Here is a 23759-nt window from a genome sequence, read left to right on the forward strand (position 1 = left end):
GTTTGAGGGGCGTAAACCGCATCCTTGATCGATGCAAGATGGGCCGGGCGGCGGTTGTCGTTTTCCGCCGCCGCCGATGCCCTACGAGGCCGCCGGCGCTGGCGGCTCGTCCGGCGCCTTGTCGGCCACGGTCTCGCCGGCTTCCTGCTTCTCGCGCGCAAGCCGCTGTTTCTCCTGGTCGCGCTCGATCCACCGCGCGGCCCAGATGGAAACCTCGTAGAGAAGGATGGTCGGAATGGCCAAGCCGATCTGGCTCATCGGATCCGGAGGTGTCAGCACCGCGGCAACGATGAAGGCGATGACGATCGCCCATTTGCGTTTTTCGGCCAGCGCCTTGGACGACAGCATGCCGACGCGCGTCATCAGGCTGGTTACCACCGGCAGCTGGAACACCAGACCGAAGGAGAAGATCAGCGTCATGATCAGGCTGAGATATTCCGACACTTTCGGCAGCAGCGAAATCTGTACCTGGTCGTCGGTGCCGACCTGCTGCATGGCGAGGAAGAACCACATCACCATCGGCGTGAAGAAGAAATAGACCAGCGAGGCGCCCATCAGGAACAGGATGGGCGATGCGATCAGGAACGGCAGGAAGGCATTGCGCTCGTTCTTGTAGAGCCCGGGCGCAATGAATTTGTAGATCTGCGTGGCGATCAGCGGAAAGGCGATGACCATGCCGCCGAACATGGCGAGCTTGACCTGCGTGAAGAAGAATTCCTGCGGCGCGGTATAGATCAGCTCGACCTTGTGCGGGTCCAGCCCTGCCCATTTCGTCGCCCATTTGAAGGGGACAACCAGAAGGTTGAACAGCCTCTTGGCAAAGAAGAAGCAAACCAGGAAGGCAACGAAGAAGCCACCGAGAGACCAGATCAACCGCCTGCGCAGCTCGATCAGATGCTCCATCAGAGGCGCCGACGATTTTTCGATCTCGTCCTTTTCCTTGTCCGAAACGCTCACTTGGCGGCTCCAGCCGTCTTTTTGGCTACCGGCTTCTTGGCCCCAGCAGGTTTCGGTTCGGTTTTCGCAGGCGCCTTGGCAGCAGGCGCCTTGGCTGCAGGCGCCTTGGCGACGGCAGGCTTCGTCACAGCCGCGGTTTCAGGAACTGCCGCTGTCGTGGCCTTTGTCGACGCCTTGGGCGTGGGTGCGGTTTTTGCGGCCCCCGCGGGTGAGGCTTTTGCCGCCACCACCTTAATGGATGGCGCTTTTGAAGCCGGCACCGCCTTGGCGGTTTTCCTGGATGCCTTCGGTTCCGTGAAAGCCGCCACCACCGATTCATCGGTCATCGCCGGGAACATCGATGCTGGGGTCGTAACTTCCGGGCCATTGACGCCAGGCATGGTCGTTGCACCGTTTTTCAACGGCTCGGCCGCCTGGGGCGTCGCCGCTGCAGGGGCCGATGGATCGGCGGCCGGCTTCGGCTTCATCGCCGCGTCGACGCCGGCGCGCACATCGGCTGCCGCCTGCTCGAACGGATTGAGCTGCTTCTTGATCTCGGCGACTGGGCTGAGACCCCGGAGTTCGTCGACCGACTTCTTGACGTCGTCGAGCTCGGCTTCCTTCAAGGCCTCGTTGAATTGCTTCTGGAAATCGGCGGCCATGGCGCGCAGCTTCGCCGTCGTGCGGCCGAATGTGCGCAGCATGTTGGGCAAATCCTTAGGCCCGACGACCACGATCATGACGATCGCGATCACCAGCATTTCGGTCCAGCCGACTTCAAACATGGCAATCTGTTCCGACTAGAACTTTTGGCTCAGCTCTTGCTGGCCTTTTCCTTCGCGGCCGAAACGGTCTCATCGGCACGGTGTTCGACGGTGCGCTTGTCGTCGGCAACGTCGTCGTCGGCCATGCCCTTCTTGAAGCTCTTGATGCCCTTGGCCATGTCACCCATCAGCTCGGGAATCTTGCCGCGGCCGAACACCAGCAGCACGATCACCAGCACGATCATCCAGTGCCAAATCGAAAATGAACCCATAACCAAATCTCTCTCGAATGTTTTCCCTGGCGATGATCTATGCGTTTTCGCTTTGGGATTCAAACACAACCGCGACAGAGTTTATGAAAGGCCGACGGATGTCACGCATTTTCGGCGATGCGGCCCGCTACCAAACGGCGCATGTAAAGCCGCAAAGCAGCTTTTGAAAGGCGCTCGTGGTCAATCTTCCGTGACGCGCGGCGTCAGCAGACCGAGCTCCTCGAGGTCGATGTCGGTCAGCGGATCCTCGTCCTCGGTCAGCGCGTCGGGATCGGCCGGCGGTTGCGGGATGGAGAAATTCGACGGCATGCGGCCCGATAGCAGGCCGGCGCCCTTCAGTTCCTCCATGCCTGGAAGATCACGGATTTCCTCGAGTGCGAAATGGTCAAGGAAGGTTTCGGTGGTGCCATAGGTAACGGGGCGGCCGGGCGTTTTGCGGCGGCCGCGCATGCGCACCCATTCCGTTTCGAGCAGCGTGTCGAGCGTGCCCTTCGAGGTTTCGACACCTCTGATGTCCTCGATCTCGGCGCGCGTCACCGGCTGGTGGTAGGCTATGATCGCCAGCACCTCGAGCGCCGCCCGTGACAGCTTGCGCTGCTGCACCGTATCGCGGCTCATCAGGAAAGCCAGGTCGCCAGCGGTTCGGAAGGCCCAGGCATCGCCAACCCGCACCAGATTGACGCCGCGCCGGGCGTAGATCTGCTGCAGCTCCCTCATGGCTAGCGCGACATTGATGCCATCGGGAAGGCGTGCGGCAAGCTGCTTTTCGCTGACGGGTTCGGCGCTGGCGAACACGATCGCCTCCGCCATGCGCACGGCTTCCGCCATATGCAGACGCTCGGCCGGGTTCTGCACCTGCTCGGCCACATCCTCGGAGAACAACTCCTGCCCAGGCTCGTCCTCGACCTTGAACGGGATAACCGAAGCGTTGGCGCGTTCGCTCATGATGCCACCTCGACTGCCTTGATTGCTTGCGTGCGGCCGCGCAAATAGATCGGGGCAAATGTCTGATCCTGCCGCACGTCCATCGTGCCGTCGCGCACCAGTTCCAATGTTGCCGCGAAGGAACTGGCGATCGCCGTGCGCCTTTCCTCGGGGCTTGTCATGTACACGATCAGGAAACTTTCCAGTGTCGTCCAGTCGCTTACAGCCCCGACAAGGCGGGTCAGGATGTCGCGCGCGTCCTTGAGCGACCAGACACCGCGCCTGGCGATCGTCACGTTGTTGATCGCCTGCTTCTGCCGCTGCTGGGCATAGGCCGTCAGCAAGTCGTAGAGCGACGCCGAATAGGCGTTGCGCTTCTCGATGATCACCATTTCCGGCATGCCGCGCGCGAACACGTCGCGACCGAGCCGGTTGCGGTTGACCAGACGCGCAGACGCGTCGCGCATGGCTTCGAGCCGCTTCAGCCGGAACTGCAGCACCGCCGCCAGTTCCTCACCGCTTTCGCCCTCCTCGCCCGGCTGCTTGGGAATCAGCAGCTTCGACTTGAGGAAGGCCAGCCAAGCCGCCATCACCAGATAGTCGGCGGCAAGTTCGAGCCGCAGCGCCCTCGCCGTCTCGACAAAGGTCAGATATTGCTCGACCAGTGCCAAGATCGAAATGCGCGCCAGATCGACCTTCTGGTTACGGGCAAGATGCAGGAGAAGGTCGAGCGGGCCTTCGAAGCCGGCCACGTCAACGACCAGCGACGGATCGCCGGTGACGCGTGAATCGTCATTCTCGGCCCACAGGCGGTCCATCGGTGCGGCCTTCGGAGCCTTGCTTTCCAATGCTTCCGCCACTGCCCTGTCACTTCCCTTGGCTATGCCACCGCGTCGAAATAGGTGGCGAATTCAGCGCGTATCTCGGTTTCTTCTACCGTGTCGCTTTTCTTTATATAGGTCATTGCCCGCTTGGCGCGCTCCAGCGACTTGCCTTCAAGCCCTTTGGTGCGCGATGCGATCCCCGCCATCTCCTCGAAAACGCCGTTGCAGTGAAGGACCAGATCACAGCCGGCCGCAAGGATCGAGGCGGCCTTTGTCGGGAAATCCCCAGAAAGTGCCTTCATCGAGGTGTCGTCGCTCATCAAGAGCCCGTCAAAACCGATCTCGCGGCGGATGATCTCGTCGATGACCTTGCCGGATGTCGTCGCCGGGTTCTTGGGATCGATGGCGCTGTAGACGACATGCGCGGTCATGGCCATCGGCAGATGGTTGAGTTCGCGGAACGGGGCGAAGTCGTGCCGTTGCAGATCGCTGAGCGAGGCGTCGACGACAGGCAGCTCGAAATGCGTGTCGGCAAACGCCCGGCCGTGCCCCGGAACATGCTTCATCACGGGCAACACGCCGCCCGCCATCAGGCCTTCGGCCGCGGCGCGGCCGAGTTCGATGACCGGACGCGGATCCTTGCCATAGGCGCGCGCGCCGATGACATCGCTGGCCCCTTCGATCGGGACGTCGAGCACCGGCAGGCAATCCGCCGATATACCATAGCGCAGGAGGTCGAAGGCATGCAGCCGCGCCATCAGCCAGGCGGCGCGCACGCCAGCGTCGTGATCGTCGCGCCAAAGCGCCCCCAGCGCGCCACCGGCCGGATAGTTCGGCGCCAGCGGCGGTCGCAGGCGCTGCACCCTGCCGCCTTCCTGGTCGATGAACACCAGCGCGTCCGGGCGCCCGATACAATCGCGCATCTCGGCGACGAGATCGCGGATCTGCTCGGCCTCGCCGATGTTGCGGGCGAACAGGATGAAGGCCCACGGGCATTCATTGCGATAGAAACGGATTTCTTCGCGGGTGAGCGTTTTCCCGGCACAGCCGAGGATCATGGATTTTGATTCGGTCATTTCAGGAGTCTAGGGCTTCGCGCGGTCAAAGGGAATCATCCCTGACCGCGTGGCCGGCTGCAAAACATGCTTCCCCCATGAAAAAGTCGGCGCGGTCTTGGGCCGCGCCGACTTTGAGAGATTGGATCGACGTCTAGAGCATGATGCCGAAAAGTGTGAAACGGTTTTCGGACGACATGCTCTATCTCTTGATTTAGAGACGGATTCAGATTTCAGGTCGACTCGACCTGAAATCATCCGGCTCTAGCGCGATACGAAGCAGTTGCCGCCCGCGGTCTTGTAGCTGGTGCACAAATTGATCGCATCGTTGCGCGACTGAGCCGGAACGCGCACGCGGTAGAACGTGCCCTTGCCGGCGATCTCGGCCTTGACGATGTTGGCCGTGCGGCCGGAGAGCACGCTGCCGTAGCGGCGCTGCAGGTCCTGGTAGGTCGACTGGGCACTCTCTACCGTCGGCTGAGAAGCGATCTGCATCGACCACGAACCGCTGCCGGTCGCGGTCGAGGCGGGATCGATGGAAGCGACCTGATCTGGCTTGACCTCGCCGACCACGTCGACCGGCTGGTCGGACGGACGCTGCGGCGCGATCGCAACCTTGGCCGGCGTGTTGGCCGACTGCGCCTTGGCAGGCTTGGCCGCGGGCTTCAGAGCCGGCTCATCGTCGGCCTGCGCGGCGGCGGGCGCCACGGTTCCAGTCTGGTCGGTGCCAGTCTGGGCGGTACCGGTCTGGGCGGCGCCAGTCTGGGCGGCGCCAGTCTGGTCGGCCCCAGTCTGGTCGGCCCCAGTCTGGTCGGCATTGGCCAGCGCGGCAGGCGCCACATGCTGTGGTGCCGGATCGGTCGGCTCCGCCGCGGCGACCTGGGGTGTCGCCGGTGCCGGATCCTCACGCGCCACCAGCGAGCCGTCGGACTTGACCACCATGGTCCTGACCTTGCGCGGCGCAACGGCAACGACATCGTTGCTGGTGCCCTTGTCGGCTTCCTGCAGGACCTGCGCGATGCGATCCTCCGACTTCGGCGTGGGCGCCGCTATGTTGGCGGGGGCCGCACCAGCGGTCGAGACGTCGCCTGCGCCATCCGTGCCGGCGGCGGCGTTCTGGTCGGGAGAAAGATCGACGGCGCGGGCCGGGTCCTTCGCCTGCACGTCCACCGGCTCCTCGGCGTTGGTGACGAGCTTCTGCTGGACCGGCTCGGCCGGCTTCGCGCCCTTGACCACCGCGTCATAGACCTTGTTGTCCTGGTTCGGCACCACGGTGCCACCCGGATTTTCCGGCTTGATCTTGATCGGTGAATTATCGGCCTTGACGATCACCGGAGCCTCACTGCCGCCCTTGCCGCCGAAAGACAGCGCAAAGGCGCCAAGGCCGCCCGCGACCGCCACGGCACCGACAATCGCCGCGATGAAGAGGCCGCGCCGGCCGGACGACCGGGCGGCTTCCCGCTCGCCGAGACCCGGAACCGACATCGCTTCGTCCAGTTCGGGATCGTAGTCGAGTTCATCGACGGTGAAATCGTCCGCCTGCGAGATCGGCTGGCTGCCGGGCAGATCATCGAAGCCTTCAGCAGCATCGGCATAGGTCGAGGCCGCCGCCGCCGCGCGGGCAGGCATTTCCGCCGGCCGTGCCGCATAGGTCCGCGCTTCCGGCTGATAGGCCGGCCTGGATTCTTCATGTCCCGGATTGACCGCGTCATATCCCGGATTGGCGTTGCCATATCCCGGATTGGCGTTGCCATATCCCGGATTGGCGTTGCCATATCCCGGATTGACCGCGTCATATCCCGGATTGGCGTCGCCATATCCCGGATTGGCCGCGCCGTATCCCGGATTGAACCCGGCATTGTAGGATTCGTCCGCATAGGCGGCGCTAGTGGCAGAAGCAGGCGCGACCTCCACCGAATTCATTTCAGTCAGAAGGCTGGCGAATTCGGCGTCGAGATCGTCATAACCGGATGCTACCGGCTCATCGTCTTCGAAATGCAACTCTGGAATGTCGAGATCGTCGGCCAGCGCCACGACGCGCTCCGGCACATCGACCGTCTCGACATCGGGCATCTCTTCATAACGCGAGGACTGCTGCGCCTGCGGTGCCGATGGAGCCACGTAGGGAGCGGCTGCAACCGGCTCGGCCGGCCGGTAGGACGGCACGGCGGCCGTTTCCGGTGCTGCCGTCCAGGCCGCCATCGAGGCGGCAGGCTGCGCGGCAAATGCCGGCTGTTGGGGAACCGGTGTCACGCGGCTCCACGAACGGGCCGGCTCCGACGGCGCGGAGCGTTCCGCCAGCCAATCGAGCGAATCGGCTTGATCCTGCAGGGAAGCTGTTTCCTCATGCGGGTCAACGCCCTCGGCCCGGGTGGCGTCGATGGCGCCATTGTCGAAATTGACCTCGCCCTGTTCAGCGGTCTCCGAGCCGAAATCATGGTCCTGAAGCTCGTCGAGCAGCAGGTCGTCGAGGTCAACGTCGGCGGCCTGGTCGGAACCGGACTGATGCACATCCTGGGACGCTGCTTCATCGAGATCCCAGTCGAGATCACCAACAAGATCGACAGGTTCCTCCGCGGCCTTTGCAGTCGAGACGAGTGGCGGCTGAACAGGCGCGGCGGCCGGCTGGGGCACGACCGGCTGAGCCATGGCCGGCTCCCTGGCCGACGGCAGCGTGCGCGCGGTCATGGCGCCAAGAAGCGCGTTCAACTCGTCTTCGAGGCTTCGTTCGTCCGTGATGGGCGCCTGCACTGGGGGCGCGATGGCTGCCGCCATCGGCTGCGCGGGAGCCGCGGCAATTTCGGCGGCTGGCTCTTCGGCGGGCTCGGCAAACGCCTCGTCCAAATCCAGGTCGAAAGCGTCATCCGAAATGGCTTCACCGCCTGGAACCTCGTCCTTCATGCCGATGACATCGGCAAGCAACTCACGCGCTCGCGGCTCCTCAAAAGCCTCTGGCTCATCGGCCTGAACGTCAAAATCCACGTCGACATCGGCCATGGCATCGTCGAACTGACCAACGAAATCCTCGCCGGAGATCGACTGGGTCTCATCCGCGGTGGCCGGCGCCGGCTCTGGATATTCGGCAGCAGCCACTTGGCGCTGATCCGCCGAATGGTCGTCGAGCATCAACTCGTCCTCAAGCGAGATCGCAACGGCATCGTCGAATTCTTGATCGGAAGCCGGCTCGGCCGCTGCCGCCACTTCTGCAACCGGCGATTCAACGGCATACCGGGGCTCGGCGGCGTCGTCCTCGATATGGAAATCCCGGTCGAGGGAAGCGGCAAGCTCGTCTTCCATCGGCAGATCGTCGTCAAGGGCCGAAACGTCTTCGAGCGAGCTGGCCACGGCCGAGCTGGCCAGGGTATTGTCGAAATCGATGTCGACGGCAGGCTCGACGGAGGGCACAGCTTCCGCGGCGCCGGCATGGCTGGCGGCCACCGTCCGGTCATCGACCTCAGCCATGTCCAGGTGAAAATCGTCATCAAGCGACAGCGCGAGATCGTCATCCGACACATCGATTGCCACCGGCTCGAATGCCGGCTCATGAGCCTCGACAAGCGGAGCGACGACGCTGTCGGCAGCGTCGAATTCGCCCATAAGTTCCTTCTCGAGATCGATGTCGAAATCGCCCTCTCCCGCAGCCTGATCGGCGACCATGGCTTTCGGCTCGGCCGGCGCCTGCGGCTTGACCGGCTGGCGGGGGTCGAATCCCATGATCCTGGTCAGCTCCGCGAACGGATCATCGGCGGCGATGTCGTTGTTGTCGGCTACTCTCAGCTGGGTTCTGTCTGCCATTATTGTTCCCGAACTCGCACTCATTCGGACGCCATGGACGTCGCGCAGGGTTGGCCCTTACCAGCGCAATGTGGGCAAAAGGTGACAGGTTTTTTAGTCAAACCTAACGCATTTCGGTGGGCGCGGCGGCCCCGATCAACGTCAGGCCGGACGTCAGAACATCCGAAACAGCCTGCACCAGCCCTAGTCTGGCATGCGTCAATTGTCGGTCGTTAACCTTAACAAAACGTAAGTCCGGATTATCCGTACCCCGGTTCCAGTGTCCATGGAAACTGGAAGCCAGATCATAAAGATAAAATGCCAGCCGATGCGGCTCGAGCGCAAGAGCGGCGGACTCGATCAGGCGCGGATATTCCGCAAGCTTTCTAATCAAGCCGATTTCACCTTCGTCGGTCAACGACGTTGACGCTGCCGCCAGCCTGTTGCGGTCGAAATTCGCCTCGCCCAATTGTTCGCTCGCCTGCCGGAACACCGAATGGCAGCGCGCCGAAGCGTACTGCACGTAAAACACCGGATTGTCCTTGGACTGTTCGGTCACCTTGGCGAAGTCGAAATCGAGCGGCGCATCGTTCTTGCGATAAAGCATCATGAAGCGGATCGGATCGCGTCCGACCTCTTCCACCACCTCGCGCAGCGTCACGAAGTCACCGGACCGCTTCGACATCCGCACCGGCTCGCCATCGCGAAACAGCTTGACGAGATTGCACAGGAGAACGGTGAGCTTGACGTCGTCGCCGGCAATGGCCCGCGCCAGGGCTTCCAGGCGCTTGACGTAGCCGCCATGGTCGGCGCCGAGAACATAGATCAGGTCGACGAAGCCGCGGTCGACCTTGTCCTTGAGATAAGCCACGTCGGCCGCGAAATAGGTGAACGAGCCGTCGGACTTGACCAGCGCCCGATCCATGTCGTCGCCGACGGCGGTCGAACGGAACAGCGTCTGTTCGCGGTCTTCCCAGTCGTCCGGCTTCTCGCCCTTGGGCGGCGGCAGCTTGCCCTTGTAGATATGGCCCTTCAGCGTCAGGTCGTTGATCGCCGAGCGGATCTTCCTGGCATTGTCGGCATGCAGCGTGCGTTCGGAGAAGAACACGTCGTGATGCACGTTGAGCAGTGCAAGGTCCTCGCGGATCATCACCATCATCGCATCTATGGTGCGATCCTTGACGATGGCCAATGCCTCGTCATCAGGCATCTGCAGCAAGGAACGGCCAAACTCCCTGACTAGAGCCTCGCCGACGGAGACCAGATAGTCGCCGGGATAAAGTCCTGCCGGAATCTCACCAACATCGTCGCCAAGCGCCTCGCGATAGCGCAACATCGCCGAGCGCCCTAGCACGTCGATCTGCGAGCCGGCGTCGTTGATGACATATTCCTTGGTCACGTCGTAACCGGCGAACGCCATCAGGTTGGCGAGCGCATCCCCGACGACGGCGCCCCGGCAATGGCCGACATGCATCGGCCCGGTCGGATTGGCCGAGACATATTCGACATTGGTTTTGCGGCCGGCGCCGATCGTCGAGCGGCCGTAGTTGGGACCCTCGCCCAAAAGCGCCGACAGATGCGCCTGCCAGAAACCGTCCTGGAGCCTGAGATTGACGAAGCCGGGACCGGCGACCTCGGCGGCGGCGACATCCTGGTCGGCCCGCAGGGCGTCCGCCAATCTCTCGGCCAGCGCGCGCGGGTTCTGTCCGGTTGGCTTGGCCAGCACCATCGCCGCATTGGTCGCGAGATCGCCATGGCTGGCGTCGCGCGGCGGCTCGACGGCGATGCGCGACAGATCAGGCGAAACGCCGTCCTGGTCCTTCAGGTCTAGCGCTTCGACAGCCTTTGTGACTCGCGCGGTGAAATCGGCGAAGATGTTCATGGTGTATGCTCGGTGGCTTTATGACGAATCCGGCCCTTTGGCCGGCAAATCGAGCCCGCCCTAGCTCAAATCCGGGGTGCGGTCAAACAAACGCCTGTGTTCCTTGAGCGCGTAGGTGTCGGTCATGCCGGCCAGGAAATCGGCGACGCTGCGCGCTTTGATGCGATCCTCGGCGCGGTCCAGCCCTTCGCGCCAGCCGTCCGGCATGGCGCGCGGGTCGGCAAAATAGACGTCGAACAGGTCCCGGACGATCTGCTCGGCGTCCGCACGCACCCGCATGACCTCCTCGTGCCGGTAGAGGTGCTTGTAGAGGAAGGCCTTCAGTTCCTTCTCGGCTTCCGCCATCTCGATCGAAAATGTTACCATCGTTTCGCCCGCCGCCCTGACCGCGTCAGCGCTCAGCGGCCTGATCCGCTCCAGATTGGCGGTGGTCGACTTGATCACATCCTCGACCATGGCCGTGATCTGGCGCCGCATCAATTCGTGGCCGGTGCGCACGTCATCAAGCCTGGGATAGCGCTCGCGCACAGCTTTCAGGATCGTTCCAGGCAGCGAAACGGCCTTCAGCATGTCAAGCGCCAGCAGCCCTGACCTCAGCCCATCATCGATATCATGCGTGTTGTAGGCAATGTCGTCGGCAATCGCCGCGCACTGCGCTTCGATGCCGGCGAACCGGTCGAGCTCGAGATCCTGTAGTTGCGAGTAGTCGCGGATCGCCTGCGGTACCGGCCCTTTCAGGCCTTGGCCGCTACTGTCGGTGAGCGGACCATTGTGCTTGACCAGGCCTTCCAGCGTTTCCCAGCTCAGATTGAGCCCGTCAAATTCAGCGTAGCGCGCCTCCAGCCTGGTCACGATGCGCAGCGATTGTGCGTTGTGGTCGAAGCCGCCCCACGCCGCCATCTTTTCGTTCAGCGCGTCCTCGCCTGTGTGGCCAAAAGGCGTGTGGCCGAAATCATGCACCAGCGCCACCGCTTCGGCGAGATCCTCGTCGCCGCGTAGCGCCCGCGCCAGGGCACGTGCGATCTGCGCCACCTCGATCGAATGGGTCAGCCTTGTGCGGTAGTGGTCGCCTTCGTGCGCGATGAAGACCTGCGTCTTGTGCTTGAGCCGCCGAAACGCCGTCGAATGGATGATCCGGTCGCGGTCACGCTGGAACGGTGTGCGGGTCGGACTTTCCACCTCGTCGAACAGACGGCCCCGCGAACGTGCGGGATCCGTGGCGTAGGCCGCGCGCGGCCGATAGCCAAAACCGATGTCGCCAAGCTCATTTGTCATGGCTGATGCTGCCGCAGTTGACTTGCCCCGTCGCGCTTCATACCTATCATGTGAAACCGAAAGCAAGGTGACGCCCATGGGCGCGGATGCCAAGACTGCCATGAAAGTCGATATGACCGAGGCCGCGGCCAAGCGGATCGCCAGGATTGTTTCGGCCGAAGCCGGCAAGACGGCGCTGCGTGTGTCCGTCGAAGGTGGCGGCTGCTCCGGCTTTTCCTACAAATTCGATCTGGTCGACACACGCAATGACGACGACGTCGCCATCGAGAAGGATGGCGCCACGGTGCTGATCGACGATCTGTCGCTGGTCTATATGGGTGGCTCGGTGATCGATTTCGTCGACGATCTGATGGGACAGTCGTTCCAGATCAGGAACCCGAATGCGGTTGCCTCCTGCGGCTGCGGCACCAGCTTCTCCATTTAGGACCGAGATGCCCGCAACTGGCGCGGTTCGTCAGGTTGCGCTCTCCGCCGGTCGCGACCTCGACGCGACGCTGGCCTTTTGGCGCGACGTCCTCGGCATGAGCATTCATGCCCGCTACGATCCGCCCGGCATCGCCTTCATCATGGCCGGCGATGTCAGGCTGTTGTTTACCGACGGCATCCCGGCCGGCACCCTCTATCTCGACATGTCAGGCCTCGAAGCCTTCCACGCCCAGGCCAAGGCAGCCGGCATCCCCTTCACCGCGCCGCCGGCGCTCGTCCATCGCGACACCGAGGGCCAGTTCGGCCCGGCGGGGGAAAGCGAATGGATGGCCTTTATAAAGGACCCGGCAGGCAATACGATCGGTTTGGTCGAACGCCGTCCGCCGCAGGAACAATGAGACCGTCATGAAAATCGTCACCTGGAACATCAACGGCGTGCGCGCCCGCATCGGCAACCTGACCCATTGGCTGACCGAGAGCGCGCCCGACATCGTCTGCCTGCAGGAGATCAAGACCGTCGACGAGCAGTTCCCGCGCGCCGAGATCGAGGCGCTTGGTTATAATGTCGAAACCCATGGCCAGAAGGGCTTCAACGGTGTCGCCCTGCTGTCGAAGCTTCCGTTCGACGAGGTCATCAGGGGCCTGCCGGGCGACGACATCGACGAGCAGGCCCGTTTCATCGAGGGTGTTTTTTCCACCGACAAGGGCGCGCTTCGTGTCGCCTCGCTCTATCTGCCCAACGGCAACCCGATCGATGACGAGAAGAAGTTCCCCTACAAGCTGTCGTGGATGGCGCGGCTGGAGCGGTGGGCGCAGGAGCGCCTGAGGCTGGAAGAGGCGCTGGTGCTGGCCGGCGACTACAATGTCATCCCCGAGCCTATCGACGCGCGGTTTCCGGAGAACTGGCTGGGCGACGCGCTGTTCCAGCCGCGGACGCGGCAGGCCTTCCGCCGGCTGCTGAACCTCGGCTTCACCGAAGCGGTGCGCGCGGTCACCGATGCGCCTGATACCTACACGTTCTGGGATTATCAGGCCGGCGCCTGGCAGAAGAACAACGGCATCCGCATCGACCATCTGCTGTTGTCGCCGGAAGCCGCAAACCGGTTCTCATCGGCTTCGATCGAAAAACATGTGCGCGCCTGGGAAAAACCGTCCGATCACGTCCCGGTAGCGATCAACCTCGCGCTGCAGCCGGCCGGATAACCAGAGAAACCCTCATATCGCCACATTCCGACGCATGATGGGAGATCATCATGGCGGCCGGGGTTCCCATGACCATTCGATTTGCTCTTTGTCCGATCGGCTTGGCACTCGCCACGGCCGCGATCGTGCCGGCCTTCGCCGCGCAGGAATGTCTTGCCAATGGAAAATCCTATCCGGTCGGCCAGGTCGCCTGCCTGACGGTCGCCGATCAGAGTCATTTGGCTCGCTGCGACATGGTGCTCAACAACACATCGTGGACAAAGGTCGGCGATAGCTGCCCCGCAAACACGATGGCGCCGCACCTGCACGTCACGCCGATCTCCACACCCGCGCCAAGCATGGTGCCGACCGAACCAACCGAAAACTGATTTTCTGGTTCCTCGAAAGAACCTTACTGATCGACGTTGCTGCCCTTGGTCAGGATATCGTCGGCCAGTGAGATCGCGGTGCGACGGTCGGCTTCGCCGGCAGCGGCGAAGGCCTCTTCCTGCATGCCGCGAATCCAGGGCTGATCGGCCGGGGAAGCACGCTCGAGGGCCGCTGTCATCATCGCCAGGCCGCGCACGACCTTGCCGCTCTGGAACAACAGATGGCCAAGCGTCGCCTGCGCGCCGGCATGGCCCTTCTCGGCGGCGAGCTGGAACCAGCGCCCGGCCTGCTTGACGCTGGCCTTCACGCCGCCTTCACCCTTCAGGAACATCTGCCCCATCTCGAACTGGGCGTTCGGATTGCGGTAATTGGCGGCGGCGCGCATGTAGTATTCCTGCGCCGCCACCTCGTTCTCGCTGACCGGGCTGCCGGGAATGCCCTTGCGCAGATAGTCGCCCAGCGCCACCAGCGCGTCGGAGACGTAACTTTCTTCCGGAGAGCCGGGCTCGACGTCCTGGTCTACGATCTCCGAGAAGAACTTGAACGCCTCATAATCGTCGCGGGCCACGCCGTCGCCTTCGGCATACATGCGGGCAAGCTTCCAGGTGGCGCCGATCTGGCCGTTCTCGGCGGCGTATTTATAGGCCTCGGCCGCCTGTTCCTTGTGGCCGTTCTTGTAGGCGGAGAAGCCGAACTGGAACACCGCCCAGGGGCTCGACTGCGGCTTCACCCCGGTCTTGTCGTCGAACACCTTGTCGTCGAAAGCCACGGCCTGGCCCACGGCGCCAAAGATCGCAACCGCGACCAGTGCCGGAAGGACAGATGACCTCAGCAACTCTGGTGTTGACTTCAACAACTCAGATATCCGCATAGCAGTGTGTTTCTTTCGCACCGCCCGGATGGGTGACCGCGCCATCCCGGGCGGACCCTACCGTCTGTGCGTATTTCCATATCGCGCCCGACTGATAGTCGGTCGTACGCGCCTTCCATGTCTTCGCCCGAGCCGCCAGCTCGCTATCGGACAGCGCCACCTCGATCGTGCCCTTCACCGCGTCGATCGTGATCACGTCGCCATCCCTGACGAGACCGATCGGACCACCAACCGCAGCTTCCGGCCCGACATGGCCGATGCAGAAGCCGCGTGTCGCGCCCGAGAAGCGACCGTCCGTGATCAGTGCCACCTTGCCGCCCATGCCCTGGCCGTAGAGTGCCGCCGTCGTCGACAGCATCTCGCGCATGCCAGGACCGCCGCGCGGTCCCTCATAGCGGATGACCAGAACCTCGCCTTCCCGGTAGTTGCGATGCGTCACCGCTTCGAAACATTCCTCTTCCGAATCGAAGCAGCGCGCCGGGCCGGAGAATTTCAACTCCGCCATGCCCGCGACCTTCACGATCGCGCCTTCGGGGGCAAGGTTTCCCTTCAAGCCCACGACACCGCCGGTTTGGGTAATAGGTCTGTCGGCCGGGCGGACCACATCCTGGTGTTCATTCCAGGCAACGTGCTCCATATTTTCGGCCAAAGTGCGGCCAGTGACCGTCAGGCAATCGCCATGCAGATAGCCATGGTCGAGCAGCGTCTTCATCAGCAGCGGAATGCCGCCAGCCTCGAACATGTCCTTGGCGACATATTTGCCGCCCGGCTTGAGATCGGCGATGTAAGGCGTCTTCTCGAAGATGCGCGCCACGTCGAACAGGTCGAATTTCAGTCCGGCCTCATGCGCGATCGCCGGCAGGTGCAGTGCCGCATTGGTCGAGCCACCGGTGGCCGAGACCACGGTCGCCGCGTTTTCCAGCGCCTTCAGCGTGACGATGTCGCGCGGGCGGATGTTTTTGGCGATCAGCTCCATGATTTTTTCGCCGGAAGCGAAATTGAAGCGGTCGCGCATTTCGTAGGGCGCCGGCGCGCCGCAGGAATAAGGCAGCGCGAGGCCGATCGCCTCGGCGACCGTGGCCATCGTGTTGGCGGTGAACTGGGCGCCGCAGGAGCCGGCCGAGGGACAGGCGGCCTGCTCGATTTCGAGCAGCTCGGCATCGCCGATCGTGCCGACCGAATGCTGGCCGACCGCTTCAAACACATCCTGCACGGTGATCTGACGGCCGCGATAGCTGCCGGGCAGGATCGAACCGCCATAAATGAAGATCGACGGCACGTTGAGCCGCACCATGGCCATCATCATGCCGGGCAGCGACTTGTCGCAGCCGGCGAGCCCGACCAGCGCATCGTAGCAATGGCCGCGCATGGTGAGCTCGACCGAATCGGCGATGACCTCGCGCGACACCAGCGACGACTTCATGCCCTGGTGGCCCATGGCGATGCCGTCGGTGACTGTGATGGTGCAGAATTCGCGCGGCGTGCCGTTGGCGGCCGCGACGCCCTTCTTGACCACCTGCGCCTGGCGCATCAGCGAAATATTGCAGGGTGCCGCTTCGTTCCAGCAGGATGCGACGCCGACCAGCGGCTGCGCGATCTCTGCCGCCGAGAGGCCCATGGCATACAGATAGGACCGGTGCGGCGCACGCGCCGGACCGACAGTCACATGGCGGCTAGGGAGCTTAGCCTTTGAGATGACCTTGGCGTCCATTCTCTTCCTTGCCGCGGGCGGTGCGGCCCGTCCCATCGCCGAGCCTTTTGGCGCGGGTCCCGAGACAAGATCGAGGTGCGCCGGGTTTATGGCGGGAAATGGGCAATTTCCTCGACCTGACTTCCAGCGCAGGGGTTGTTCAGGAAGTGTTGCCAAAACGTCACAATCGCACGAGGCGGCCACAGTGCGGCTTATATACAACGCAGATTGGATGACGGCGCCGCCGATAAACCCGGCTCAAACGAAAAGGCCGGGCAATGCCCGGCCTTTTATTATAGTTTTCAGAGATTTAGAACTTGATCTTGATTCCACCCGATAGCGCCGTGACCAGATCGTTGCCGAAGTCGTAGCTGGCGTCTTCGCCAGCAACGTAGCCGTTTTCTCCAGCCAACGTGCCGGAATGGCCGCTGGTCAGGACGCCAACCGCACCCGCCAGACGTACTTCGATATTAGGCCGAGGCGTATAAGCAACGCCGCCGCCCAGCGTCCAAGTATCGGTCTGCGCGCCGTAACCATGCGAGGTGCCACGATCCCAGGAAAGCTGACCGGCAGCGCTCCACTGATCGTTAAACTTGTGACCGACACCGCCGGTGACGGTCCAGCCGTCGCGATACATCAGGTCGAGTGAGGTGACTGCACCCGGGGAACCGGTAAAGCAAGACGCGGATGGAACAAAACGAGTCGGGCAGATCGGAACGCTTTGCAGCACACTCCAATTGACCCACTTGATCGAGCCGAAGGCAAGCCAGCCGGGTGCGATGCCAGACTGAAGTTTCAACTCCAACGAGTCTGGCATGTATTGCGTCGAGCCATAAATCGGCTCAGACCCAAGTGGCGTCGTGAGTGTGCCGGTGATGTTGTCAAGTTTGACCTGGGAATTGTAGACCAAGCTCGCGCGAAGAGCGATATCGGGGATTTCGTATGCAACGCCGGCTCGCCAGCCCCATCCATTGGCCTCCAGGTCGACGCGGCCAATCGGTGACGGCCCAATTGGATTGAAACCAACCAGGCTCTCCTTGAAGCCTGAAATATCCTGGTAGAACACGCCGCCGATAAAACGGAGTTGGCCCTTGCCGACATCGAACTTGTAGGAGCAGGTACCAGCGTAGTTATTGCTCTTGATATCCGTTTCGACGTTGGAAAACGCGCCATTCCAAGACGTACCAGGCGCTGTGTGGGCACCCCACGGCTGTGAATAGTCGACCATGCAGTCGACTCCCTGCACGACCTGCACCTTCGCCCCGATACGGGGTACCCAATAGCCCTCGGCGCCATCCGCCGTCGAACCGAGAAAATTGAAGCCACCCGGACCCGTCGCATTCTTGTACTTGCGATCCGGCATCACATAGGTCGCTTCGGCTTCAGTCGCGAACGGCGCCGGATCGAACAACAGGTCGATGTCGTAGCCGCCGCGCTCCAGGCCGCCCGCATGCGCCGGATGGATAACCGAGCCCGCCAAAGCCAGCGAAAAGCATCCTGCTCCCAGCAGTGCTTTCAGACGCGAATTGTTCATGGATGTCCTCCCCGAATAACCAGTGCATCAAGCTAGAACCAATTCGGGTTAACGGTGCAATAACGAATTCTTGGGGCGTACATGTACATGCTTGCCAAACGCATTTCCGACAAAATGCTGAGGGCCACCGCGGGGCGGAAAAACGGCTCTAGGCGTGCCTATCCGACCACGAAATGAAGAAAAGCCGCCTCAAAAGGCTCAAAAACAGCCATTTTAGGGGGTTTCGGCCCGATTGTTACATTATGGCAACAATGGGGCTAAAACTTCCGTTTACGTCAACATTAACGCAACGGAATGCCTGCTTTCGAGGCAGAAGTACTCCCATTTTAGACGGGGCTAAAGTCCTCAAATCTATCCCTCAGCCGGCGTCACGAACCCTGGTCAACGCCACCGAAAGCTTGTCCTGCGCGGCGCGATATTCGGCGAGCTTTTCCCGCTCGCCTTCCACGATCTCGGCCGGCGCGCTGGCGACGAATTTCTCATTCGACAGCTTCTTGTGCAGGCGCGCGATTTCCTCGGTGACCTTGACCAGTTCCTTCTGCAGCCGCCCGGCCTCCGCGGTGAGGTCGATCAGGCTGCCAAGGGGCAGGCAGATCGTCGCCTCGTTGAGCACGATCTGTGCCGACCCCTTGGGTGCCGCATCGGCAAGCGAGATGTCGCCGACACGCGCCAGCCGCTTGATCGCCGACTCCTCGCGAACCAGCCGCTCGCGCGTCACATCGTTGGCGCCGACCACCACCAGCGGCGCAATGGCTGCCGGCGGCACGTTCATCTCCGAGCGCACCGAGCGGATGCCGGAGACGAGATCGACCAGCCAGTTGATGTCGCCAGCCGCTTCATGGTCCTCGAAATCCGGCGACGGCCATGCGGCATGACACAGCAGCGAGCCCCGATCCCTGCCCTCGCCCGCCGTCTGCGCCCAGAGCTCCTCGGTCATGAACGGCATCATCGGATGCAGGAGCTTGTAGATCTCGTCGAGCACGAAGGCGACGCAGGCGCGGCTTTCGGCCTTGGCGGCCTCGTCCGAGCCCATGAACACCGGCTTCAACAGTTCCAGATACCAGTCGCAGAACAGGTTCCAGACGAAGCGGTAGGCGGCTCCAGCCGCCTCGTTGAAGCGATACGAGGTGATGCCGTCGGTGACCTCGCGCGCGGCGCGTGTCAGTTCGGTCAGGATCCAGCGGTTGACCGCCAGCTTGGCGTCGTTCAGCCAAAAATCGTCGTTGCGGGCGACCTCATTCATCTCGGCGAAGCGCGTCGCGTTCCACAGCTTGGTACCGAAATTGCGGTAGCCGGCGATACGTGCCGGATCGAGCTTCACGTCGCGCCCCTGTGCCGCCATCACCGTCAGCGTGAAGCGCAGCGCATCGGCGCCATATTCATCGATCAGGTCGAGCGGATCGATGACGTTGCCTTTCGACTTCGACATCTTGGCGCCGTTCTTGTCGCGCACCAGCGCATGCATATAAACGGTGTGGAACGGCTCCTCGCCCATGAAGTGGAGGCCCATCATCATCATGCGGGCGACCCAGAAGAAGATAAGATCGAAGCCGGTCACCAGCACATCGGTCTGATAATAGGTCTTCAGCTCCGGCGTCTGCTCCGGCCAGCCCAGCGTCGAGAAAGGCCACAGCGCCGACGAGAACCAGGTGTCGAGCACATCCTCGTCGCGGGTCAGGATCTCGCCCGGCTTGAAGTTCTCGAGCTTGTCCTCGACCCAGGCCTTCCACGGCCCTTCCAGCGCCAGATAATATTCGATGGCGGCGCTCAGCGCCTCTTCCTCGGTCTTCTCGACGAAGACACGCCCATCTGGCCCGTACCAGGCCGGAATCTGGTGACCCCACCAGAGCTGGCGCGAAATACACCAGGGTTCGATATTCTCCATCCACTGGAAGTAGGTCTTGTCCCAGCTGTTGGGGATTATTTTGGTGCGCCCCTCGCGCACCGAGGCGATCGCCGGCTTGGCGAGTTCCGCCGCGTTGGCGTACCACTGCTCGGTCAGGAACGGTTCGATCGGCACGCCGCCGCGGTCGCCATGCGGCACCGCATGGCGGTGCGGCTCGACCTTGTCGAGAAAGCCGCCGGCCTCCATCAGCTCGACGATCTTCTTGCGCGCAACGAAACGGTCGAGGCCGTCGAGCTCGTCCCACACGGCCTGGCGCTCCGGCGTCACCTCGACGCCGGCGAGGAAGTCCTCATTATCCCTGAGCTTGATGGCGGCTTCGACGGTCAGGATGTTGATCGCCGGCAGCTTGTGGCGCTTGCCGACCTCGAAATCGTTGAAATCATGCGCCGGCGTGATCTTGACCGCTCCGGACCCCTTTTCCGGATCGGAATACTCGTCGGCCACGACAGGAATCTTGCGCCCGACGATCGGCAGGACGACATTCCTGCCGACGAGATGCTGGAACCGGTCGTCCTCTGGATTCACCGCGACAGCCGTGTCGCCCAGCATTGTCTCGGGACGAGTCGTCGCCACGATGACGAAGGTTTTTGGATTCTCGGGATCGAACGCAACGCCTTCGACCGGATAGCGGAAGTGCCAAAGATTGCCGTTGACCTCCTGCTGCTCGACCTCGAGGTCGGAGATCGCGGTCAGCAGTTTCGGGTCCCAGTTCACAAGGCGCTTGTCCTTGTAGATCAGCCCTTCCTTGTACAGCGTGACGAAGACTTCGAGCACGGCCTTGGACAGGCCTTCATCCATGGTGAAGCGTTCGCGCGACCAGTCGGCGGAAGCGCCGAGACGTTTCAGCTGGTTGAAGATCGCGCCGCCCGATTCGGCCTTCCACTCCCACACTTTCTCGATGAATTCCTCGCGGGTGAGATCGCGGCGGTGGATCTGCTTCTCCATCAATTGCCGCTCGACCACCATCTGCGTGGCGATGCCGGCATGATCCATGCCGGGCTGCCACAAGACGTTCTTGCCGCGCATGCGCTCGAAGCGGACCAGAATGTCCTGCAGCGTGTTGTTGAGCGCATGGCCCATATGCAGCGAGCCGGTGACGTTGGGCGGCGGAATGACGATGGTGAAGGCCTCGGCCCCCTCCTCCGCCCCAGCGCCGGCGCGAAACGCGTCGGCTTCCTCCCACACCTTGGCGATCTTCGGCTCGACGGTTTTTGCGTCGTAGGTCTTTTCAAGCATGGGAAAACGGTCCGCGCTGTCGGGAATTTTGCTGGTTCGGTGTAAATCGGAAGGTCTTGGCCAAGTCAACCGCGAGGGACGGCTGGGCTCATCACAAGCAGATAGGCGTCGGCCTATTCATTTCAACGGACGGGCCGTGGGCGTCTTGACGCCAATGGATCGCTGGACCCAGACCCCGGGGCTCGCGCACCTTCATTGTCAGCGACTCCGACGGCAACCTGCTCGCCTTCGCCAGTTCGGCAACCAGTGACTGATCCAGCCACAACGAGAAACGCCGCCTCGGCGGCGGCGTTTCTCGGGATGCTAGCCTGGACGTTATTGCGCTCCGCGTGCCACGCGCTCGATCTCTTCGCGCACCAGCCTTTCGACCAGCGTCGGCAGATTGTTGTCCAGCCAATCCTGCAGCATCGGACGCAGCATTTCTTCGGCCATCTCGTCGAATGTCTTCTTGCTGCGGCTGGCAAAAGCGTCGGACAGTTCGCCGAAGGCGGCCGCGACCTGGCGGCCGGTATGTTCGGATAGAATCGCGGGACGCACCGCGGGCGTTTCGTTCGCCGCCGCGCGCGCCTCACCCGTACCCGTTGGAGCATCAATTGAAGGAGCCGGGTCGATCGTAGGTTCCGCCGCCACTGGTTTGCTTGCCGAAACCTCCGGCTGTGCCGCTGGCCTGCGGACGCCCCGGTCCGGCATCGCCTTGGCTTGCTCGCCAACCGCCGCGATCTCGCGCCGCCAATCGGCGACGATGGCTTCACTTGTCGCAACCTCCGCGGGAGCCGCTGGCGCGTCGGCGGCAGGCTCGGCGGCAACCCGGGCGCTGACCTCGGCCAGGGTCATCGGCGTCCTGCCCGGAACCGGATCGGCACGCGGCGGCGCGTCCATGCGCGCAATCGCCGGCTGCGCCTGGATTTTTTCGGCCACAGTGACCGGCCCCCTGACCTCGGGAGCGGCATGCAGTTCGGCGCGGAACGCATCGATGTCAGCGGCCGCGACAGCGCTCGGTGCCGGCTCCAGGTCCTGCTGCAATTCGTCGGCCTCGCCGGGCTGCTTGCGGCCATTGTCGCTGTCTTCGATGATCCTCCTGATGGAAGCCAGTATCTCTTCCATGGAAGGTTCGCGCTGTGCGCTGCTTGCCGTTGCCATCGTCACATCCGCCGCCCTTGTGACCCGTTGCAGATTTTCCGCTCCGGCAAAAGCCGGATTCGAATCATGGCGACAGCGTAACCGACGGATCGCCGCACGAGAATCCCCAATCTGGGGACATGTGGGATTTCAACAGATTAGAGCAAATCCGCCAAAGCCGTGTGACGGTCCCGTCAGCCACCGACCAAGGGAGAACGATGGTCCAACGGTGTCGATCGAATCCTAGCCAGAAAACGCCGATCGAGCGAACGGCCTAGCGGCCGTCCGGCGTACGCAGGCCGATCCACTTGTCCTTGACGGCATTGTAGTGCTCTTCGGGCCTGTACTTCGTCACCTGCAGCGCAAGCCGGTCGACAGACAGGCGGCCAATCGCCTGAAGGATGGCATAGCTCGCCACGACAACGTCGTGTTCGGAATTGGCCTGGTTGATCTTGGCGGTAATCACGGTGGCCTGCGCATTCAGCACGTCAAGCGTCGTGCGCTGGCCGACATTGCGTTCCTCGATGACGCCGTTCAGCGCCAATTGTGCGGCGTCGATAACCTGCCTGTTGGCGGATACGCTTTGCTGCGCGGCGGTGTATTGCGACCATGCCGTGGCGATGGCCTGGCGCACCTGGTCGCGGGTAACGTCGACCTGGATGCGTGCTTGCCCCAGCGATTCCTTGTTCTGCCGCACGACCGCCGACGTCCGGCCGCCGGAATAGATTGGAATGGTCAGCGTCGCGCCGATATTGGCCGAGGTCGAATTGCCGTTAGAACCGGTGATGTCGGGAATGGACTTGCGGTAATCTTCCGAAACGCCGGCCGAAGCCGACAGCTGCGGCAACAGCGCGCCTTCAGCCGATTTGACTGAAAACGCTGCGGCGTCGACCAGATGCTGAGTGGCAAGGATGGCCGGGTGTTCGGCCGAGCCGACGGCGATCGCCGCGTCGAGGCTCGACGGCAGCAACCGGCCCAATGGCGAAGCGGGCCTGAGCTTGCCAGGCTCGTCGCCGACGACCTGGTGATAGGTCGCAGCGCTGGCCAGCGCCTGTGCGCGGGCCGCGCTCAGCGATGCCACCGCGGACGCTCGTGAGGCATCGGCCTGCGCGACATCGGTGCGCGTGCCTTCGCCGACTTCGAAGCGCGAGCGCGCGGCGCGCGCCTGCTCGCTCAGGAACTGCAGGTTCTGCTCGGTCAGCACCGCGATCTGCCGGTCGCGAATCACGTCCATATAGGCCATGGCCGCGTTGAACAGCGTGTTTTCCTCGGTATTGCGCAGGCTTTCCACCGACGCCTTGACCTGGGATTCGGCGGCCGCGACATTGTTCCTCGTCTGAAACCCGTCGAACAGCGATTGATTGATCTGAATGCCGTAGCTGCCGCTTGTCAGTTTCGAACTGCCGCCGCCATTTGCCCGGCGCGTGTTCGTATAATCGATGTTGGCTGAACCTGTAACCGTCGGCCGCCAGCCCGACTTGGCGATGGCCACACTCTCGTCGGTGACACGCACGCCGGCGCGCGATGCATTCAGCGTGGAATTGTACTGATAGGCTTTTGAAAGCGCGCCGGTGATGGTTTCAGCCGAAGCAGCCAGTGGGGATAGCGCGGTCGCCGAAACAAGGACGGCGGTGAAAAGTGACTTGCGTACTGACGGCACGGTGTATCCCTCATTCGTTTTCCATGGGAACCGCGCCGC

The 23759-nt window shown here is 62.7% G+C and carries 19 protein-coding genes; 4 read left to right on the top strand and 15 right to left on the bottom strand.

Annotated features, from left to right (window positions below; translation table 11 throughout):
* Positions 1–81 precede the first annotated feature (81 nt).
* From tatC to FJ943_RS18800, 9 genes are all read right to left on the bottom strand, one after another.
* Positions 82–957, bottom strand: coding sequence for a twin-arginine translocase subunit TatC (gene tatC / locus FJ943_RS18755; protein ID WP_023769965.1), 876 nt, complete (start codon positions 955–957; stop codon positions 82–84).
* Positions 954–1721 (bottom strand): Sec-independent protein translocase protein TatB, encoded by a 768-nt coding sequence (gene tatB / locus FJ943_RS18760; RefSeq protein WP_140723714.1) that lies wholly within the window; start codon positions 1719–1721, stop codon positions 954–956. Before tatB ends, tatC begins: the two co-directional genes overlap by 4 nt.
* Before the next feature lie 29 nt (positions 1722–1750).
* A complete protein-coding gene (locus FJ943_RS18765; protein ID WP_015317533.1) occupies positions 1751–1972 on the bottom strand; it encodes a twin-arginine translocase TatA/TatE family subunit in 222 nt (73 codons plus the stop codon).
* Positions 1973–2152: 180 nt separating this feature from the next.
* Complete coding sequence (gene scpB, locus FJ943_RS18770; protein WP_140616077.1) at positions 2153–2917, bottom strand: SMC-Scp complex subunit ScpB; 765 nt, start codon at positions 2915–2917, stop codon at positions 2153–2155.
* Positions 2914–3714 (bottom strand): ScpA family protein, encoded by an 801-nt coding sequence (locus FJ943_RS18775; protein ID WP_140724173.1) that lies wholly within the window; start codon positions 3712–3714, stop codon positions 2914–2916. The genes scpB and FJ943_RS18775 overlap by 4 nt, the downstream gene beginning before the upstream one ends.
* A gap of 62 nt (positions 3715–3776) precedes the next feature.
* A complete protein-coding gene (gene nagZ / locus FJ943_RS18780) occupies positions 3777–4796 on the bottom strand; it encodes a beta-N-acetylhexosaminidase (RefSeq protein ID WP_140716626.1) in 1020 nt (339 codons plus the stop codon).
* Between the two features lie 243 nt (positions 4797–5039).
* Positions 5040–8570 (bottom strand): SPOR domain-containing protein, encoded by a 3531-nt coding sequence (locus FJ943_RS18790; protein WP_140723720.1) that lies wholly within the window; start codon positions 8568–8570, stop codon positions 5040–5042.
* Positions 8571–8673: 103 nt separating this feature from the next.
* Positions 8674–10431: an arginine--tRNA ligase gene (gene argS / locus FJ943_RS18795; protein ID WP_140723723.1), complete on the bottom strand. Its 1758-nt coding sequence runs from the start codon at positions 10429–10431 to the stop codon at positions 8674–8676.
* Between the two features lie 60 nt (positions 10432–10491).
* Positions 10492–11706, bottom strand: coding sequence for a deoxyguanosinetriphosphate triphosphohydrolase (locus FJ943_RS18800; RefSeq protein WP_140616068.1), 1215 nt, complete (start codon positions 11704–11706; stop codon positions 10492–10494).
* Between the two features lie 76 nt (positions 11707–11782).
* Between FJ943_RS18800 and erpA the strand changes: the two genes are divergently transcribed.
* Genes erpA through FJ943_RS18820 form a run of 4 tightly spaced genes read left to right on the top strand, consistent with a single transcriptional unit; the run spans position 11783 to position 13703 of the window.
* Positions 11783–12130 (top strand): iron-sulfur cluster insertion protein ErpA, encoded by a 348-nt coding sequence (gene erpA / locus FJ943_RS18805; protein WP_140616066.1) that lies wholly within the window; start codon positions 11783–11785, stop codon positions 12128–12130.
* Positions 12131–12137: 7 nt separating this feature from the next.
* A complete protein-coding gene (locus FJ943_RS18810; protein ID WP_140616064.1) occupies positions 12138–12530 on the top strand; it encodes a VOC family protein in 393 nt (130 codons plus the stop codon).
* A 7-nt stretch (positions 12531–12537) separates the two neighbouring features.
* A complete protein-coding gene (gene xth, locus FJ943_RS18815; protein WP_015317524.1) occupies positions 12538–13335 on the top strand; it encodes an exodeoxyribonuclease III in 798 nt (265 codons plus the stop codon).
* A 50-nt stretch (positions 13336–13385) separates the two neighbouring features.
* Positions 13386–13703: a hypothetical protein gene (locus FJ943_RS18820; protein ID WP_015317523.1), complete on the top strand. Its 318-nt coding sequence runs from the start codon at positions 13386–13388 to the stop codon at positions 13701–13703.
* A 23-nt stretch (positions 13704–13726) separates the two neighbouring features.
* On the opposite strand, the gene FJ943_RS18825 is transcribed toward FJ943_RS18820, so the two are convergent.
* From FJ943_RS18825 to FJ943_RS18850, 6 genes are all read right to left on the bottom strand, one after another.
* Positions 13727–14575: a tetratricopeptide repeat protein gene (locus FJ943_RS18825; RefSeq protein WP_041163432.1), complete on the bottom strand. Its 849-nt coding sequence runs from the start codon at positions 14573–14575 to the stop codon at positions 13727–13729.
* Positions 14562–16286 (bottom strand): dihydroxy-acid dehydratase, encoded by a 1725-nt coding sequence (gene ilvD / locus FJ943_RS18830; RefSeq protein ID WP_140616058.1) that lies wholly within the window; start codon positions 16284–16286, stop codon positions 14562–14564. Before ilvD ends, FJ943_RS18825 begins: the two co-directional genes overlap by 14 nt.
* Before the next feature lie 289 nt (positions 16287–16575).
* Positions 16576–17799, bottom strand: a complete 1224-nt coding sequence (locus FJ943_RS18835) for an OmpP1/FadL family transporter (protein ID WP_140723726.1) — start codon at positions 17797–17799, stop codon at positions 16576–16578.
* Between the two features lie 358 nt (positions 17800–18157).
* Positions 18158–20941: a valine--tRNA ligase gene (locus FJ943_RS18840; RefSeq protein WP_140723729.1), complete on the bottom strand. Its 2784-nt coding sequence runs from the start codon at positions 20939–20941 to the stop codon at positions 18158–18160.
* Positions 20942–21256: 315 nt separating this feature from the next.
* Positions 21257–22081 (bottom strand): PopZ family protein, encoded by an 825-nt coding sequence (locus FJ943_RS18845; RefSeq protein ID WP_140723731.1) that lies wholly within the window; start codon positions 22079–22081, stop codon positions 21257–21259.
* Between the two features lie 253 nt (positions 22082–22334).
* Positions 22335–23720: a TolC family outer membrane protein gene (locus FJ943_RS18850; RefSeq protein WP_015317517.1), complete on the bottom strand. Its 1386-nt coding sequence runs from the start codon at positions 23718–23720 to the stop codon at positions 22335–22337.
* Positions 23721–23759: the final 39 nt, after the last annotated feature.

Source organism: Mesorhizobium sp. B2-3-10, assembly GCF_006442275.1.
In the GTDB taxonomy this organism is placed as follows: Bacteria; Pseudomonadota; Alphaproteobacteria; order Rhizobiales; family Rhizobiaceae; genus Mesorhizobium; species Mesorhizobium australicum.